At 41.2% G+C, this 17,203-nt stretch carries 17 protein-coding genes; 5 read left to right on the top strand and 12 right to left on the bottom strand.

Features of this window, described 5'->3' with window-relative positions; translation table 11 throughout:
• Positions 1–89: 89 nt before the first annotated feature.
• The 4 genes from H8Z79_RS13610 to H8Z79_RS13595 form a co-directional block, all read right to left on the bottom strand.
• Positions 90–1,052 (bottom strand): hypothetical protein, encoded by a 963-nt coding sequence (locus H8Z79_RS13610; protein ID WP_187002897.1) that lies wholly within the window; start codon positions 1,050–1,052, stop codon positions 90–92.
• 148 nt (positions 1,053–1,200) lie between these two features.
• Complete coding sequence (locus H8Z79_RS13605) at positions 1,201–4,494, bottom strand: leucine-rich repeat protein (RefSeq protein WP_187002896.1); 3,294 nt, start codon at positions 4,492–4,494, stop codon at positions 1,201–1,203.
• A 220-nt stretch (positions 4,495–4,714) separates the two neighbouring features.
• The gene (locus tag H8Z79_RS13600) at positions 4,715–5,962 is read right to left on the bottom strand and encodes a zinc ribbon domain-containing protein (RefSeq protein WP_015540672.1); all 1,248 of its coding nucleotides are present in this window, start codon (positions 5,960–5,962) and stop codon (positions 4,715–4,717) included.
• Between the two features lie 17 nt (positions 5,963–5,979).
• A complete protein-coding gene (locus H8Z79_RS13595; protein ID WP_118050033.1) occupies positions 5,980–6,684 on the bottom strand; it encodes a serine/threonine-protein kinase in 705 nt (234 codons plus the stop codon).
• Between the two features lie 198 nt (positions 6,685–6,882).
• Between H8Z79_RS13595 and H8Z79_RS13590 the strand changes: the two genes are divergently transcribed.
• Positions 6,883–7,308: a helix-turn-helix domain-containing protein gene (locus H8Z79_RS13590; protein ID WP_015540670.1), complete on the top strand. Its 426-nt coding sequence runs from the start codon at positions 6,883–6,885 to the stop codon at positions 7,306–7,308.
• Between the two features lie 117 nt (positions 7,309–7,425).
• Here the strand turns inward: H8Z79_RS13590 and H8Z79_RS13585 are convergent, their stop codons facing one another.
• From H8Z79_RS13585 to rpmG, 8 genes are all read right to left on the bottom strand, one after another.
• Positions 7,426–8,241, bottom strand: coding sequence for a transglutaminase domain-containing protein (locus H8Z79_RS13585; RefSeq protein ID WP_015540669.1), 816 nt, complete (start codon positions 8,239–8,241; stop codon positions 7,426–7,428).
• A gap of 29 nt (positions 8,242–8,270) precedes the next feature.
• On the bottom strand, positions 8,271–9,074 hold the full coding sequence (locus H8Z79_RS13580; protein WP_015540668.1) for a transglutaminase domain-containing protein: 804 nt from the start codon (positions 9,072–9,074) through the stop codon (positions 8,271–8,273).
• A gap of 270 nt (positions 9,075–9,344) precedes the next feature.
• A complete protein-coding gene (locus H8Z79_RS13570; protein ID WP_118040213.1) occupies positions 9,345–10,370 on the bottom strand; it encodes a D-alanyl-D-alanine carboxypeptidase family protein in 1,026 nt (341 codons plus the stop codon).
• 138 nt (positions 10,371–10,508) lie between these two features.
• Positions 10,509–11,201, bottom strand: coding sequence for a 50S ribosomal protein L1 (rplA, locus tag H8Z79_RS13565; RefSeq protein ID WP_015540665.1), 693 nt, complete (start codon positions 11,199–11,201; stop codon positions 10,509–10,511).
• A gap of 58 nt (positions 11,202–11,259) precedes the next feature.
• Positions 11,260–11,685 (bottom strand): 50S ribosomal protein L11, encoded by a 426-nt coding sequence (gene rplK, locus H8Z79_RS13560; RefSeq protein ID WP_015540664.1) that lies wholly within the window; start codon positions 11,683–11,685, stop codon positions 11,260–11,262.
• Between the two features lie 56 nt (positions 11,686–11,741).
• Positions 11,742–12,257, bottom strand: coding sequence for a transcription termination/antitermination protein NusG (gene nusG, locus H8Z79_RS13555; RefSeq protein ID WP_015540663.1), 516 nt, complete (start codon positions 12,255–12,257; stop codon positions 11,742–11,744).
• Positions 12,258–12,273: 16 nt separating this feature from the next.
• On the bottom strand, positions 12,274–12,483 hold the full coding sequence (gene secE, locus H8Z79_RS13550; RefSeq protein ID WP_015540662.1) for a preprotein translocase subunit SecE: 210 nt from the start codon (positions 12,481–12,483) through the stop codon (positions 12,274–12,276).
• A 22-nt stretch (positions 12,484–12,505) separates the two neighbouring features.
• Positions 12,506–12,655 carry a 50S ribosomal protein L33 gene (rpmG, locus tag H8Z79_RS13545; protein ID WP_044925727.1) on the bottom strand — a complete coding sequence of 50 codons (150 nt, stop codon included), beginning with the start codon at positions 12,653–12,655 and terminating at the stop codon, positions 12,506–12,508.
• Positions 12,656–13,037: 382 nt separating this feature from the next.
• Between rpmG and H8Z79_RS13540 the strand changes: the two genes are divergently transcribed.
• The 4 genes from H8Z79_RS13540 (at position 13,038) to glgD (ending at position 17,136) form a co-directional block, all read left to right on the top strand.
• Positions 13,038–13,823 carry an ABC transporter permease gene (locus H8Z79_RS13540; protein ID WP_015540661.1) on the top strand — a complete coding sequence of 262 codons (786 nt, stop codon included), beginning with the start codon at positions 13,038–13,040 and terminating at the stop codon, positions 13,821–13,823.
• A 1-nt stretch (position 13,824) separates the two neighbouring features.
• The gene (locus tag H8Z79_RS13535; protein WP_015540660.1) at positions 13,825–14,562 is read left to right on the top strand and encodes an ABC transporter ATP-binding protein; all 738 of its coding nucleotides are present in this window, start codon (positions 13,825–13,827) and stop codon (positions 14,560–14,562) included.
• Positions 14,563–14,879: 317 nt separating this feature from the next.
• Entirely contained in the window at positions 14,880–16,019 is a 1,140-nt protein-coding gene (locus H8Z79_RS13530) for a glucose-1-phosphate adenylyltransferase (RefSeq protein WP_015540659.1), read from the top strand.
• A gap of 1 nt (position 16,020) precedes the next feature.
• Positions 16,021–17,136 carry a glucose-1-phosphate adenylyltransferase subunit GlgD gene (gene glgD / locus H8Z79_RS13525; RefSeq protein WP_015540658.1) on the top strand — a complete coding sequence of 372 codons (1,116 nt, stop codon included), beginning with the start codon at positions 16,021–16,023 and terminating at the stop codon, positions 17,134–17,136.
• The last annotated feature ends 67 nt before the right edge of the window (positions 17,137–17,203 follow it).

Genomic DNA, 17,203 nt, shown 5'->3' with positions numbered 1-17,203 from the left:
AAGGGACGCGACTTTGTTCACCAAGGTAAAATCGAAATTGATGTAAACGAAAGGGCAGTTTTTATCAGAACTCAAGGCTGCTTTTTCGTTTACACCAACTCCGATTGTTTCCTTAACAGATTAACCAGATAATATCTAAACCTACATGGAAAAATAGCTGATAACTCTTCTTCTGTTAAATCCTCAAATTCATCTGCATGACCATTAAAATAATAATATCCGCTTTCATAATTATTATCCGCATCTGTATGATTCACATAAGCTGCGATAAAATCAGTTTTGGATTTTATAACACTTTCTGCTTTTTCCAGATGCGCAGCAGCTTTCTGATCTTTAAATCTTTGTTCTTGCCCCTCTGCATCTAAAGGTTTTTCCAAATTATTTTCATCAATAATTTTTTGAAAATTTCCTGCTTCTAAAGTAAATTTATACTTTGAAGAACCTATTTCAACAATACAACGAACATCATTCCCTTCATATAAATCTTTTAACAGTAATTCTCCATTTCTTTCAAAACCAGTTTTACCCATTATTACTGGATTTACTAAAAGATCGCTGTTATCTTCATTTCCTATTAAAATATACTCTTCGACATCCTCACCAACTTTTGTCTTCAAAATCATATTATCCGATTTCAAATGTGTAGCAGGCGTTTTATCATATTCTAATAGTCTGAATTGTACATTATATGCAGAAGTAGGATATGTAAGAGTATTACTAATTAAAGTAGCATTATCAGATATGAAATCACTGCTATATGCAGGAACGCCCATTGTAATAAATGCCACTACTGTCAAATCACTCTCAGCCGTCGCCGTGTTGCTGAAAGTTCCCGATACAACCGATCTTATAGCAGATTCACCTGTAGCATCTCCAAATTCATCAACCACCTCTGTATTTTCCCAGCTTCCGATACTGTCATCCTCTAAACCAGCAGTATCTGCTTCTGCATAAGCCTTTCCTACATTCAACGTAAAAACAGACGAAAAAGCAACCGTTCCAATAAGTATTGTTGAAAAAAGCGATTTAAATATATTTGTGCATTTTTTCATTATCCATCCTCCCGTAATCATCTATTCGTTTTTTCATTGCATTCATTTCTTTTTCAAACACTATCTTGCATTAAATTATTAACCGCCAGTCTCACATTCAGCGGTACGCCATCTATTTCTATTTCATGTTATTTAGATTTTAGTCATTTTACTTCACAGTTACTTTGCAGGTCATTTTCTTTGAACCACTCTTGACAGTGATCGTTGCTGTTCCCTTGCGCAGTCCCTTAACTACACCTTTCGCTGTTACTGTTGCAACCTTTTTGTTGGATGACGTATAAGTAATCTTTTCAGAGGTGTTCTTTGGTGCTGCTACTGCTTTGATCTTGAATGTTTTTCCTTTGGAAACGCTCTTTGCTGCCGGTACTCCCGAAAGTTTCGTGGTCTTCACACCGGTAACTTTCACTCTTACGACTACTTTTTTGCTTCCGGATTTTACAGTAATCTTTGCAGTTCCCGGTTTCACACCCTTTACCACACCTTTGGCGCTGACTGTAGCAACCTTTTTATTTGAAGAGGTGTAAGTAATTTTTTCCGGGCTGTTGACAGGTTCCAGTGTCGGTTTCAATGTGAGTGATTTGCCTTTAACAACACTGACCGATTTTGAAAGACCCTTAATTGATTTGGTTTTTACTGCACCCTTCTGGACAGATACCAGCACTTTGGTTGTCAGGCCGGTCGTTGTCGTAATCGTAAGATATGTACGGCCTGTTTTCTTCGCATTCGCTGTTACTTTGAATGAACCGCTGCTCTTTACTCCGGAAACTTTTACCAGATTATTATCCGGAACTACACTTTTGACCGGATCTCCCCATGTACGGAAAGTTGTTGAAGACTGTCCGCATTTCAAAGTAATCTGATCCACATTTACATTGAGAACATGGCTTACATGATTTTCTTTTGCAACCTTGCCGCAGCGCCAGCAGTAGCTTTCTGTATCTGATATGTCTGCTACATAGACCGGAGAAGTTTTACCCGGAGTGAGCAGATGGAAAGTTGACGAACCACCGGTGTTTCTCAACTGCCACGTATGTCCATATGCAGGAATTATCTCATTGGTCATTTCTGTATTATCTTCATTCCAGTCACTTGTAAATTTTTTGCCACAATTTTCACAACTATAGTAATTCCAGTTTCCAGGCTCCGTGCAGGTAGCATCCTTGTATGGCACCTGTACTTTCCTGTGTGCAACCTTTGCGACTGTTGTTACATCAAGCACTTCCGTTCCCTGCGTGTTACTGAAGTCCTGACCACAGCTGTCGCAGTGCCAGTATTCGACATTTCCTTCTTTTACACAAGTTGCCTTCAGTTCTGTCTGATGTGTCAGTTGATCATCAACATTATGGAATAAAAGTCCTGTATTTTTTGCGTATGTCTCTGCTGTGGAGCCGGCTTTTCCGATAATAACCAGTTTTTCATTTTTTTCTGAATCTGAGTTGTAACCGATTGCGCGAGATGTTATCTTTACATTTGTTCCGGGAATGTACAGGCCAAGCAGTGCCGTACAGCCTTCAAATGCTCCCGTATCAATACTCTCAAGTTTCTCCGGAAGGCTGACATTGACCAGTCCTTCACAGTATGCGAAAGCTTCATATCCGATTTTGGTAAGATTCTTTGAAAAATATATTGATTTCAGAGAACTGCAGCCATTGAACGAAGTATCTCCGATCGTAGTTACGCTGTCCGGTATGGTGATTGCTTCCAGGCTACCGCAGTACCCAAAAGCTCCATTGATCTCAAGCAGACCTGCCGGTAATGATATTGTTTTCAAATTCCAACAGAATTGGAATGTTCCGTCTTTCAATTCTGTAATATTTTTCGGAAGGGTAACACTTTCCAGTTTTCCACACCCTTGAAATGCATATGCCCCAATATCTGTCACCGAATCCGGCAATACAATATCTGTAAAATTCGTTGAGTTAAAAGCACTTATACCAATACTCTGCAATCCATTCGGCAAGTCGATGTCAATCAGTCCAACATCACTAAATGCGGCTTTTCCGATTGTAGTCAGACCTGTCGGCAATACAAGTTCTTTCAGATCAGAACAGCTGCTAAAAGCATTGTCTTCAATTACCGTAACGCTCTCCGGTAAAGTAATATTCATAAGTCTCTTACAACCAGAAAACATTCCCTGTCTTACTATCTTTGTATCTTTCGGAAGAGTCGCACTTCGAAGATTCGAGCAGCCACTCAGAATATATGTTCCAATGCTCGTTACTCCTGATGGAATCTCGATACTGCTTAAGCTCTCGCAATCAGAAAATGCTTCATTTCCAATGCTTGTTACCGTTGACGGAATAGTAATACTTTCCAGGCTCTTGCAGGCTTCAAACGTACTGTCTTCAATTTTAGTTATTCCTGACGAAATGGTAATATCGGTTAATTTCTCACAATTATAAAATGCACTTTTTCCGATGCTGGTCACTTCTGATGGGATATTGATACTTTCCAGGCTCTTGCAGCCATAAAATGTCCCGTCTTTAATCTGAGTTACTGCTGACGGGATGGTAATACCTGTCAGTTTTTCGCAAGTAGAAAATGCACTTTCTCCTATGCCGATCACTCCTGATGGGATATTGATACTTTCCAGACTCTTGCAGCCTTCAAATGAATATTGTTCAATACTTGTCAGCTTTGATTCTGCCGAAATATTTACATCACTAAGACTGCTGCAATCATAAAATGTGTAACGTTCAATGCTCGCCACTCCATCTGGAATAGTGATGTTTCTCAGAGCCTTGCAACTCTGAAATGCACTATTTCCGATGCTCGTTACTCCTGACGGAATATTGATAGTACTGAGATTTTTGCATTCATAAAACGTCATTTCACCTATATTTTCCAAACTTTCCGGCAAGCTGACTGTCGTCAGATTCTCACAACCCCAAAATGCATATGAATAAGTTCCACCAAGGTCTGTAACTCCCTCTGACACACGAATAGATTTAATTCTGCTGTCATCTCTGAACTTTGAACTTATAAATGCTCCCTGGCCATCGATAACCAAAGTTCCATCTGCATACAATCTATAAACGGCATTTCCAGCATCTGTACTTCCGCCTTCAACCACTTCCGAACTATGCGTGGCAACATCTTCCGCCCCGTCAGAGAACACATCTGCGACGTTTTCCTCTGTATCAGAATCTTCTTCACTGATTTCGATTTCTTCGTCCCCGGACTGTTCTGCATCCTCAGTGATCTCTACCTCTTCGGCTTCCGACATATCTGTCGCTTCGGACTCTGCACTTTCCGCAAATGAATCCTCTGTAGCTTCTGTAACATCTGTACTTTCTCCAAGTGCATCCTCATTTTCAGATTCAAAAACATCTTCGGACTGAATCTGAATTTCATCTGATGCATACACTGCCTCCATAGGCGCTGTCACACCAGATGTAATCATTGCCATTGTCATGAGCATCGCAATATTCTTTTTCTTCATGTAAATCCTCCGTTCCTTTTTTTCTATACGACCCATATAAGACATATAGATATGATTTTAGCATAAGTTCAAATGAGAACCCATTATCTCACAGCATATGATTTTGAATAGTTTTTTCAGAACTTTCGCGCATATTTTCCGGAATAAAACAAAACAACTCCCTATGATACAAAAAGGCTCCTGCAAAATGTATTGCAGAAGCCTTGTGCTGCTTATTCGTTTATTCAAATGTCGCCTTTGCTGTATTGATCGTATGACCTGCTTTGTTTTCGATGTCTGTGTCATTTCCGGAGAATGTACTTCCTGCAAAATCAATCACTTCATTACCCGGCAGATTATCAATGCAGACAGCCGTTCCGTTTCCGGTAAATGTATTATTCAGATAATTCGGCGAACTGCCATAAGACATACTGGTATCGAATTTCAGACCGATTTTGTTATCTGTGAAGGTGCTGTCTGTTACATTAACCCAGCCTCCGGTATGTGCATAAACCGCTGTATCCCAGCCTTCAAAACTGCACTCTGAAGCACTTGCAAAGCAATATGCATCCAATCCGGTTCCGGAACTTCCTTCAAAACGAATTCCTGATATATCAGCATAATTTCCGTTAAGTCCTTTCAGACTGACAGTTCCGGTAAAGGTAGTTGTTGTATCTCCACTGGTACTTCCGTTGATTTCCCAGGTATGATCACCGAAAGTGATATCTCCGTCATATGTCACCGCCGGAAGGTACAGATATACCGGTGTACCAGAAGATACTTCTTTATCAATAGAATCCAGAAGTTCCTGAAGTTCCTCTGTAGTTTCCATCGATGTGTCCTCTGCATGATAAGTTACTGCAGGCAGTTTTTCAATAGTAAGACGCGTGCTTAAGGAAATTGTATCACTATTTTTCATTTTCACCGTCCATACAATGTCGTTTGTACCACTTTCAGATGTAAAATAAATATCTGAGGTGTACGCTGCATTCGGAAAACTTTCATTATACATCGGCTCTATATATTCCATTTTCCTCGATCCGTCAGCCGGCTTTGTATCTACCCTGCAGGATTCCACTTCTTTTGAAAACTCTTCCCATGCCAGTTTTCCCGTGTCCTGATCGAGAACATACAGCTGACACGGCAGAGCACTGTCCAGACCTTCCGCCAGTGTATCTGTACGTTCTCCCTGTGCATGCCCCGTCACACCGTCACCCTCCGAAAAGGTCAGCAGGACTTTATAAGTTTTATCCTTGTCCACATAATCAATCTGCGCGCCACCTTCATATGCCTTCGGTCTGTGGTACATGGAAACTGCCACTCCGATGACTGCTATGAGAATCAATATTCCAATAACTGTCAACGCTGCACGTTTCCACCGTCTTGGCGTCTTTATCTCCCGTTTCTCCGTCTGAACAGTAGTACAGTGCGGACAGAATGACGCATCATCCGGAAGCGTGTGTCCGCATTTTACACACTTTTTGCTCATCATTTCCCCCTTGTCTTTTATAAAGCCTCCATTAAATGGAGGATATTTTTATATCTTTTTTCTGGATTTACCATCGTACATCTCTGAACGATTCTGCCCATCCTGCCAGCGGCAAGCTTTCTTGATGGATGCTCTCCGGTCAGCATAATATTCAGTAAGACACCGAGCGCATAAATATCCGCACGTCCGTCTGACTGCGAAAGGCCATATTGCTCCGGTGCCGCGAATCCGGTCGTCCCCAGAATCTTCGTGTCTTCGTTATTTGCATTTTTGTATATTCTGGATGCATCAAAATCGATCAGTACTGCGTCTTTCCCGCGAATGATAACATTATCCGGCTTTACATCCCGGTGCACCACCCCCATAGAATGGAGCACCCATAATGCCGCGCATAACTGACGACAGATCTGCTTTGCCTCTGCATTTGTCAAAAGTCCCCCCTGCAGAATCTCTCCGAGAGTGTCACCCGTCACATATTCCTCCAGAATCACCGTTCTGCCGTCTTTTTCTCCTACTTCCATAATCTGGGGCAGATTTTGACATGAAACAGAAAGAAGTTTCCGATAAACTTCACTTTCCCCATAAATATGCTTAAAAATATAGCGGATACCGCTGTCTCTGTGTCGTACAAGTGAGACTTCGCCCCGTTCGCTTTTTTTGATCAGCGTGATCGTATCATATTCACTACGAACCGCGTCAAAAAGACTGTCATAAATATCCATATGCTCATTCCTATCACTATGCGGCCTGCATATTGTTTTTCAGAACCATTTATAGTATATTCTTATTTGAATGCACTATTTAGAATATTATAACTTATTAGCACTTATTCAGCAAGTATATATACTACAACGTATTTTGACATATATTTTTTCAAAATACAGAAATGTATTAAAAAAATTATTGTAAAGGCGCGTAATATGGAGAAAAAAAACACAGATGGTTTACAACAAGAACTTATGGATTCACCGGACTTAGAGCAGTTTCTGTCACAAAATCAGGAACAATTTGTAAATAAAAGTGTATCTGAATTATTAAATCATCTGTTTGAAAAAAAGTATATTTCCAAAGCCGCTCTCGCCAAACAGTCCGGTATGAGTGAGATCTACCTGCACCAGATTTTTGCAGGCCGCCGAAATCCTTCCAGAAACCGTCTTCTGTGTCTGTGTTATGGGCTGGGGGCAAGTGTTGAGGAAACACAGGAACTGTTAAAGCTCTGTGGAATGGCTCAGCTTTATCCAAAATTAAAGCGCGATGCTATCATATATTATGGATTATTACATGGACTTAGTCTCTTCGAAATCAACGACAAACTTTTTGATAAAAACGAAGAAACACTCTTCTGAATACCTATAGAGATATAAGTTGTCAACTATTTTATTGACTAATCTTCTCATTTGTGATCAAATACCAAAAATAAAAGCTATGGTTTTGCCATAGCTTTTACATTTTTTGTCCTGTTCTCATTTCGATAGCCACGAATATTTTTCCGGAAGTTTTTGTCTAAAAACAACCCCATACTCAAAGTTATCATATTTTATACCGTAATACTTATCTGCATCACGTCGTTTTGCAAAGTAAGAATCATAAACAACTCCGTTTATTTCTGTCCATGTATGAAAACTCTGCTGTTTCGTTCCCCTGGAACAGATGTAGACATCTTTATAACCTATTACCTTTGCCATATAGGCCATCGCACATGCATACGGAATACAGTTTCCTCTTCTTCGCATAAAAAGTTGATTTGCATTGAACGCATACCAGAATTTTCCACCGGAACTGAGCCTTCCCTGAGTGGCAAATCCATTCGTCTGCATCCATGTAAAGCATCTCTGTAGTTTTTCTGCATCCGTCATGTCACTGGTTGTAATCCGGGCTACAACTTTACGCGCATTTTGATATGCCCGTAACTCTGCTGTCTGTTTTTTATTGAGCTTTCTTCCGTCAGGAGCCATATATCGGGAACCTTTTCTGCATCCCAGAACATGCCCGTTTCTTTCTATAAAATATGTGACACCATGAGAAGTTATATCCTGTGTCTTCATAACACCTTTCGGCCCGAAATAATAATAATTTTTTTCTATTTTTTTGCAGCCTTTAAGATATTGTCCTTTTTTATAGTACTTTTTCTCACCATTCTGTACCGTGACCCAGCCGGATATTTTGGCTTTTGCAGTTCTGTTTGTTGCCACAGCAGCACTTGCACTTTCTGTCGTGACCGGAACAGCAATCAGCAGTGCACACATTAACATAATAAATATTTTTTTACATCTTTTCATTTTTATATCTTATCCCCCCAATTTATATCTTAGGCAATCTTCACACGCATCACCGGAGACAGTGGGTACACACCATATCTCACTCCGTAATTTCTGCTGTAACTTTTGGCTTCCGCAAAAAGCGGGTCATAAACACGGCCGTTGATTTCCGCCCATCCATGAGAGTTTTCATCATTTCTGTGACCATCTGTACACACATATACATTTTTGTATCCAAGTGCTTTTGCAAGATATGCAAATGCAGAAGCATCAGCAATGCAGTCACCACAACCGCGTTCAAAATGATCATTCGCATTTACGGCATACCATGCTTTTCCACCCTGACTGAAGCGTCTCCATGTACGATAGTATCTTTTCATCACCCAGCGAAAACAAGTTTCAAGTTTTTGACTTTTTGACATACTTTTTCTTGTATTCTTTGCTACAACTTTTCGTGCATTCTGGTATGCCCGAAATTCCACCGTCTTCGTACTATTCATACGTTTTCCCGTGGCTGTATAATATTTCCTGCCCTTTTTCCATCCTGATACATGTCCATTTGATTCGATATAATACTTGATTTTATTAATCGTAATGTCTCTTTTTATCATGTTTCCATATTTACTGAACATATAAACATATTTTCCGATTTTTTGCTGTCCGGTCACATATTGACCGTCACGATAGTATTTCTTTTTTCCATTTTTCTGTGTGTACCAACCCGTTCGTGCTGCTGATCCTACACTTTTTTGCGACACAGTAGTTCGTGCTGCAAAAACAGTTTCCGGCATTATCAGTGTTGTAACCAGCATTACACACAGGCAAACAGTTAACAAACGTTTCATTTCTCTCATTTTTCCATCCCCGAAGTTAATATTATATTGCCGAAGTCTTTGCTTCTATTTCATACTTTCTTTTCGCGCAATCTTACGTTTACTTTCATTGCGTACCTCATCCCGAAGTGCTGTAAGATATTTTGAGAATGCAACTTTGTCATTTCCATACGTCATCTGCAGATCATATTCCAGAGGAATCCATGTATCAATATCAGACTCATTGTGCTGAATTAAGGCCTCCAGATTATTTTCAGAAGCTTCTCGATCAAGTAGTTTTTTACTTCCATATTACTCCTCATTTAATGCCTGTGCCGCTGCACCAAGTCTGTTATAAACTGTTACTGCATCATTTATATGTGGAATTCCGGTTCCTGATGCTCCACCGGTAACCAGAATATATTCTGTACCGTCGATTTCTGCAAAGCTCGCAAGACAATGTCCTGCTTCCCCCGTATAACCGGTCTTTCCACCCATAATCTTACCGTCTGTAACTGCCGTATCAGACAGATTCTTAAACATGGTACTGTAGAAAGTAATTCCATCCGGATGAATATTGGTTCCCGGTGTAGAATAATACGGACTCTCTATAATCTCACGGAATGTATCATCTTTCAGAGCATATTTCAAAAGCACTGCAATATCCTTCACCGTACTGTAATGATTTGCATCATGCAGTCCGGTCGTATCACAGAAGTTCGTACCGGTCATCCCAAGTTTCGCTGCTTTTTCGTTCATCAATGTGACAAAATCTGCTTCAGAACCGGCAATCGTATCTGCAAGTGCAATACAGCACTCTGCACCGGAAGGAAGCATCACACCATAAAGCAGATCGATTGCACGGACAGTTTCGCCCGGCTGAAATCCGGCCTGTGTCGCGTCCTGCTCATATAATCCTTCAAACATCTCATTGGTCAGTGTGATCTCCTGGTCCAGATCTTTGAGATTTTCGATCGCAACGATTGTCGTCATGATCTTTGTCATGGATGCTGGATACATCTGTTCCTCTCCGTTGATCTCACCGATCACTCTGCCACCGCGCACCTGCATCAATACCGCATACGGACTGTTGATACCACTGATATCCAGCTCTTTCACAACAGGTTTACGCATCTGCTCGATCCAGTCAAACAACTGCGTTCCCATACCATAATTCCAACCGACAACCAGTACAAGTATGAGCACCACGATCAGCTCCATCGCAATACAGAACATCAGCCTTCCTTTATTCTGTTTTTTGCGTCTTCTCGACTTTGACCGCACAGATCTCCGTCCGTTCCCTGCATTAGAAGTCCGCTTTCGTTTCCTATCTGCCATAGTATTCCTTCTTCTTTCTGCAAATACTTTCCTCATTGTATCACATTACCATGCACTTCTGTAAATAATTTTTACCTTTTGCACTATTACATGCAAAAAAAGAGCACCCCGTCAGGAGTGCCCTTCATTTACATTTATTTAGGCTAACTTAGCCGGATTAACCTTTACTCCAGGTCCCATTGTAGGAGTCAGAACAACACTTCTTAAGTACTGTCCTTTCAGAGTGCTCGGTCTTGCTTTAACGATAGCCTCAATCAGCGTCTGGAAGTTGTCGCTTAACTGTTCTTCAGTAAAGGAAGCTTTACCGATCGGAACATGAATGATATTGGTTTTATCAAGACGGTATTCAATCTTACCTGCTTTGATATCGTTAACCGCTTTTGTAACGTCCATAGTTACAGTACCAGCTTTCGGGTTTGGCATGAGACCTTTTGGTCCGAGTACACGACCAAGACGTCCAACAACACCCATCATGTCTGGTGTAGCAACAACAACGTCGAAATCAAGCCATCCTTCATTCTGGATTCTCGGAATGAGGTCTTCAGCTCCTACATAATCAGCACCAGCTGCTTTTGCTTCTTCTGCTTTTGCATCTTTTGCAAATACAAGAACGCGAACCTTTTTACCGGTTCCATGAGGCAGAACTACTGCACCACGGATCTGCTGGTCTGCGTGACGTCCATCGCAGCCTGTACGGATATGAACTTCGATAGTTTCGTCAAATTTAGCAACTGCGGATTTCTTTACAAGGCTGATAGCCTCAGCGGTATCATATAATGTTGCGCGGTCTACTGCTTTTGCAGCTTCCACGTATTTCTTTCCTCGTTTCATTTCTATAACCTCCTGTGGTAATTGCGGGAACTTCCCTCCCACTTCATTTGATTTTTTCTCAGTCTACGACTTCGATTCCCATGCTTCTTGCAGTACCAGCAATCATGCTCATAGCTGCTTCAAGGGATGCTGCATTCAGGTCTTTCATTTTCAGTTCAGCGATTTCCTGAACCTGAGCTTTTGTTACTTTTGCAACCTTTGTTTTGTTCGGTACGCCGGAACCTGATTTGATGTTAGCTGCCTTCTTAAGAAGAACTGCTGCCGGCGGAGTTTTGGTTATGAAGCTGAAACTTCTGTCTGCATAAACAGTGATAACAACCGGGATAATGAGATCTCCCTGATCTGCTGTTCTTGCATTAAACTCTTTTGTGAACTGTACAATGTTTACACCGTGCTGTCCAAGAGCCGGACCAACCGGTGGTGCTGGAGTTGCTTTACCAGCAGGAATCTGTAATTTAATATAGCCTGTTACTTTTTTTGCCATTTTTCGGCACCTCCTATGTGGTATTGGCGGGGGTTCTTCCCTCCCACTTGAATGTGTTACGCCTTCTTAATTTCTGCGAAACTTATTTCTACCGGCGTTTCGCGGCCAAACAATTCAACATTGATAGTAACCGTCTGCTTCTGGGTATTGATTGCAGTAATAACGCCTGCCGTGTCTTTCCAAGCTCCGCCTGTAACGACAACCATGTCGCCTTCTGCAAAATCCACCTGAATATCCTCAGCTTTGATTCCCAGAGGAAGCATTTCTTCTTCGGTCAGCGGTACCGGTTTGGATCCCGGTCCTACGAATCCGGTTACGCCTCTGGTGTTGCGGACAACATACCAGGTATCATCGTTCATGACCATGTTGAGAAGCACATAGCCCGGAAACATCTTTTTCTGGACCTGCTTGGCAGCTCCGTTTCGCATCTCCACTACTTCCTGCAGCGGAACACGAACTTCCAGAATCTGGTCTTCCAGGTGTCTGTTTTCGATTGTTTTTTCAATGTTGGCTTTTACTTTGTTTTCATACCCTGAATAAGTATGAACAACATACCATTTTGCTTCTGACATACAATCACCGTTATCCTTACTTCACTAAAAGATTTATTCCTTCCAGAATAGCTGAGTCAAATACACTGATGATCACAGCAAGTACAACCGTAATGATCGTAACTGCTACGGTCTGCTTAACAAGTGTAGTATTGTCAACCCAGACAATCTTTTTGAATTCCGATTGAAGTCCCTGAAACCAATTTTTCTTCTGACCTTTGCCAGCAGATTTTTCTTTCTCTTGCATAGTCTAACCTCACATTTCGTGATTACTTCGTTTCCTTGTGCAGAGTATGGGTACGGCAGAACTTACAATATTTCTTTGTTTCAAGACGCTCAGGATGATTTTTCTTCTCCTTGGTCATATTGTAGTTACGCTGCTTGCACTCCGTACATGCTAATGTAATCTTAACGCGCACAACTTCCACCTCCAGTGTTTTCATTTGCGTGAGTCTTTTCTGCTTTTCGGGCATAAAAAAAAGACCTAACTTCCATGTCGCTTGTCTAGTTTAGCACATACCACATATATAAGTCAAGCATTTTCCCTTAGAAATTCACGTCTTTCTTGCAAAAACAACTCATTAAATATACATGTTTTATATTATTACTCTATAATAAGGAAATTACTGTTTTTGTACTGTACCATATTCAGTTATTGAAACTACACGCAGGAACTTTTTTATACAACTTTTCTCTTGTAAATACACATTTCCTAGTGTATGATAAGGAAGATATAAACCCTCACTCTGCTGAGGGTTCTATAGATTACAAAAACATTAAAAGAATATAGGAGCGGATTTTATGTTTAAACGATTCAGGGATGACATGAAGAAGTACTGGAAATATGCCGTCTATTCTTCTAAAGCCCAGTTGAAATCCGAAATTGCCAATTCCTATCTGAACTGGCTGTGGTGGGTACTTGATCCTCTTTGCTTCATGCTGATCTATGTATTCATGTTCGGATATGTATTCAAATCTAAACAACAGTATTTTGCGATTTTTGTCTTTATCGGTATTACTTTCTGGGACTTTTTCAACAAATGTCTTATTCAGAGTGTTAAGTTGATCAAAGCCAATAAACCTATTGTATCAAAGGTCTATATTCCAAAGTTTATTCTTATCCTTGTCAAAATAGGTGTAAATGGTTTTAAAATGTTTATTTCTCTGTTGATCATTGTTGCCATGCTCGCTGTATGGCGTGTACCGATAACCTACAATGTGATTTACATCATTCCGATTTTAATGACATTGATCGTTTTAGTTTTTGGGTTCAGCTGTTATCTTTTACATTATGGTGTATTTGTAGAAGATCTTTCCAATGTACTGAATATTGCACTGCGTTTCCTGTTTTATCTGACCGGTATTTTCTGGAGTATCATGGATCGTCTTCCGGCACCATACAACAGTTATATCGGTCGGTGCAATCCGATTGCATTCTTGCTGACATCAGCACGTGACTGTGTAATTTATGGCAGTACTCCGCACCGCAAGCTTTTGCTTCTGTGGTTTGTTATCGGACTTATCATCAGTGCTCTGGGTGTCCGTAAAATCTACAAGAACGAAAACAGTTATGTAAAGGTGATTTAATATGGAAGAAAAACATGCAATTGAAGTTACTGATCTGGTTATCAGCTATCAGAATCTTAAGAAAACTTCTATCAAAAAAAATCTGCTGCATTTCAACCGTCAGAAAGCGGATCGATTTGTTGCAGTAAAAGGAATTTCCTTTTATGTTCGCGAGGGCGAGATTCTCGGAATCATCGGAAAGAACGGTTGCGGTAAATCCACTACCCTGAACGCTCTTGCCGGGATCTTTTCACCTGACAGCGGTACGATTGACCTTCATGGACACAGTATTTCTCTTTTGTCTATCGGCGTCGGTTTCCAGCGCGAGATGACCGGACGTGAAAATATCACTCTTTCCGGTATGCTGCTTGGCTTCTCCGAAGAACAGGTAAAAGAAAAAGAAGCAGAAATCGTTGAGTTTGCAGAACTCGGTGATTTCATCGATATGCCGGTCCGTACTTATTCCAGTGGTATGTATTCCAAACTGGCATTCTCCATCACTGCCATTCTTGAGACAGATATTATGCTGATCGACGAAGTCTTAAGTGTCGGTGACCAGAAATTCAAGAAAAAAAGTTACGAAAAAATGAAAAGTCTGATTTCCAACAAAGACCGTACTGTTATTATCGTGTCACACAGTCTGGATACACTCGAAGAGCTCTGCGACACTGTTATGTGGATGCATGACGGTCAGATTCGGAGAATCGGTGAACCGAAACCTGTTTTGGAAGAGTACGTTGACTTCATGGAAAAGAACTGATTTTTCAGATTCATTTATTGTATGCAGAGGCCCCGCATCAACATGGTGCAGGGCTCTTTTTATACCCCAAAATATCTCTCCCGTCCGGCCAGACGCATCTGTTTTCCGGCATATTCTTATTTTTCTCGAAGCTTTTCCCATTTTTGTCACTTTTTCCTGTTTTTCTCGTACTTTTTTCTTTTATTTAATACAGACTTAACAATCGTTATTTTTTTTTATCAACAAATCACACTTTTTTGCTCAAAAAGGTAGAAATGCTTTTGTTAAAAATGTATAATAGCTTTATAAGCAATATAAAAGGAAAGTGAGGGTTCACTATGAAACAAAACAACATGTTAGCGATGATTCTGGCCGGCGGACGTGGCAGCCGTCTTCATGAACTGACCAACAGAGTTGCCAAACCTGCCGTTTCATATGGCGGAAAATACCGCATCGTTGATTTCCCATTGAGTAACTGCGCTAACAGCGGTGTGGACATTGTCGGTGTACTTACTCAGTACGAATCCGTTCTTTTGAACAGTTACGTAGCAGCTGGCGGACGTTGGGGACTTGACGCAAGAGAAAGCGGAGTTTTCGTTCTTCCACCACGTGAAAAAGCAGATGCCGATCTGGATGTGTACAGAGGTACTGCTGATGCGATCTCCCAGAATATCGATTTTATCGACAAATATTCACCGGAATATCTGTTAGTTCTCTCCGGTGACCATATTTATAAAATGGATTATGATAAAATGCTGGATTACCACAAAGAAATGAATGCAGATGCTACCATTGCAGTCATTGAAGTACCGATGAAGGAAGCCAGCCGCTTCGGTATCATGAATACGGACGGGGCTGGACGCATCGTTGAATTCGAAGAAAAACCTGAACATCCAAAGAGCAACCTTGCTTCTATGGGTATTTATATCTTTAACTGGAAGCTTCTCCGTAAGATGCTCCTTGCAGATATGAAAGATCCTGATTCTCACCACGATTTCGGTAAGGATATCATTCCACAGCTTCTGAATGACAACAAGACACTTGCTGCCTACAAATTCAAAGGCTACTGGAAAGATGTCGGAACCATCGATTCTCTCTGGGAAGCAAACATGGATCTGCTTGATTCAAGAAACGAACTGAATCTGAATGATGCCTCATGGAGAATCTACACAGAAGACACGCCTACTCTTCCGCAGTACATAGGACCAAACGCAAAAATCGACAAAGCATTCATCACTCAGGGCTGCGTCGTAGAAGGTGAAGTAAAGCACTCTGTACTGTTCACCGGATGTAAGGTCGGCGAAGGTGCAAAGATCATTGACAGTGTACTTATGCCGGGTGTAGAAGTGGCTGCAGGTGCCGTTGTGCAGCGAGCTCTTGTTGCCGATAACATTAAGATCGGTCCGGAAGCTGTTGTCGGCAGTGCAGACAGCGAAAACATCGAACTCGTGTCCAAACGTGTAAAGGGGGTAGAATAATATGGCAAGAGCATTTGGAATTGTCACATCTTCCGGAACCCATATCAAAGTAGAAGGACTTCAGCAGTATCGTCCGATCGGTGCTTTTTCTTTCCTTGGAAGATATCGTGTCATTGACTTTCCTATTTCAAATATGAGCAACAGCGGTATTGACCGTATTCAGGTATACGTAAAGCGCAAACCACGTTCACTGGTAGAGCATCTGGGTACCGGGCGCCATTACAACATCAACTCCAAGCGCGGCAAGCTCCAGCTGATGTTCTCTCAGAACAGTTCTGAGAATGATGTATATAATACCGATATTTCCGCTTTCGCAGAAAACATTGAATTCATCGAACGTATGCGTGAACCATATGTAATCATTGCTCCATCCTATATGGTATATGCAGCAAACTACAGTGAACTTCTTCAGGCACATATTGATTCCGATGCTGATATCACTCTTCTGTATCATTCCGTTGATAACGCAAGAGAAGCTTTCCTTAACTGCGATATTCTGAATCTAAACAAACAGAAAGGTGTCGAATCCATCGAAAAGAACCGTGGAAGCGCCCAGAAACGTAACATCTTTATGGATACTTACATCATGAAGAAAGAACTCTTCATCGAACTGATCAAAAAGGGCAAGAAAATTTCATCCATGTACACCCTTCCACAGATCGTAGCCGCTTCTCTTGGTGAGCTGGATGTTCGTGGTGTTGCACACAGAGGCTATTTTGCATCCGTTACTGACTTTAACAGTTACTATAATGCAAATATCTCTCTGATTGATATCAAGACTGCCGAAGGACTCTTCAATCCGGACTGGCCGATTTATACCAAAACCAACGACTCCTGCCCGACACAGTATCTGGAGGGTGCAGATGTCAAAAATTCTGTTATTTCCAACGGCTGCGTGATTGAAGGAACTGTAGAGAACTCTGTTATCGGCCGTGGCTGCCAGATCAAACCTGGTGCTGTCGTTAAAAACAGTGTTGTATTATCTCATACTGTTGTTGGCGAGAATGCTCATATTGAAAACCAGGTAATGGACAAATGGGCCAAAGTCGTTCACGGCAATGAGATCATTGCAGAAGAAGGACATCCGGGATATATCCGCAGAGACGACATTCTCTAATGACCGAATCATTTACTAAAAATATTCTTTAATCTTCAAGAGGGCTGCCACAGTGTGACAGCCCTCT

The organism is Blautia intestinalis (assembly GCF_014297355.1).
Lineage (GTDB): Bacteria > Bacillota > Clostridia > Lachnospirales > Lachnospiraceae > Blautia_A > Blautia_A intestinalis.
This window is presented reverse-complemented; position numbering and strand designations above follow the sequence as displayed.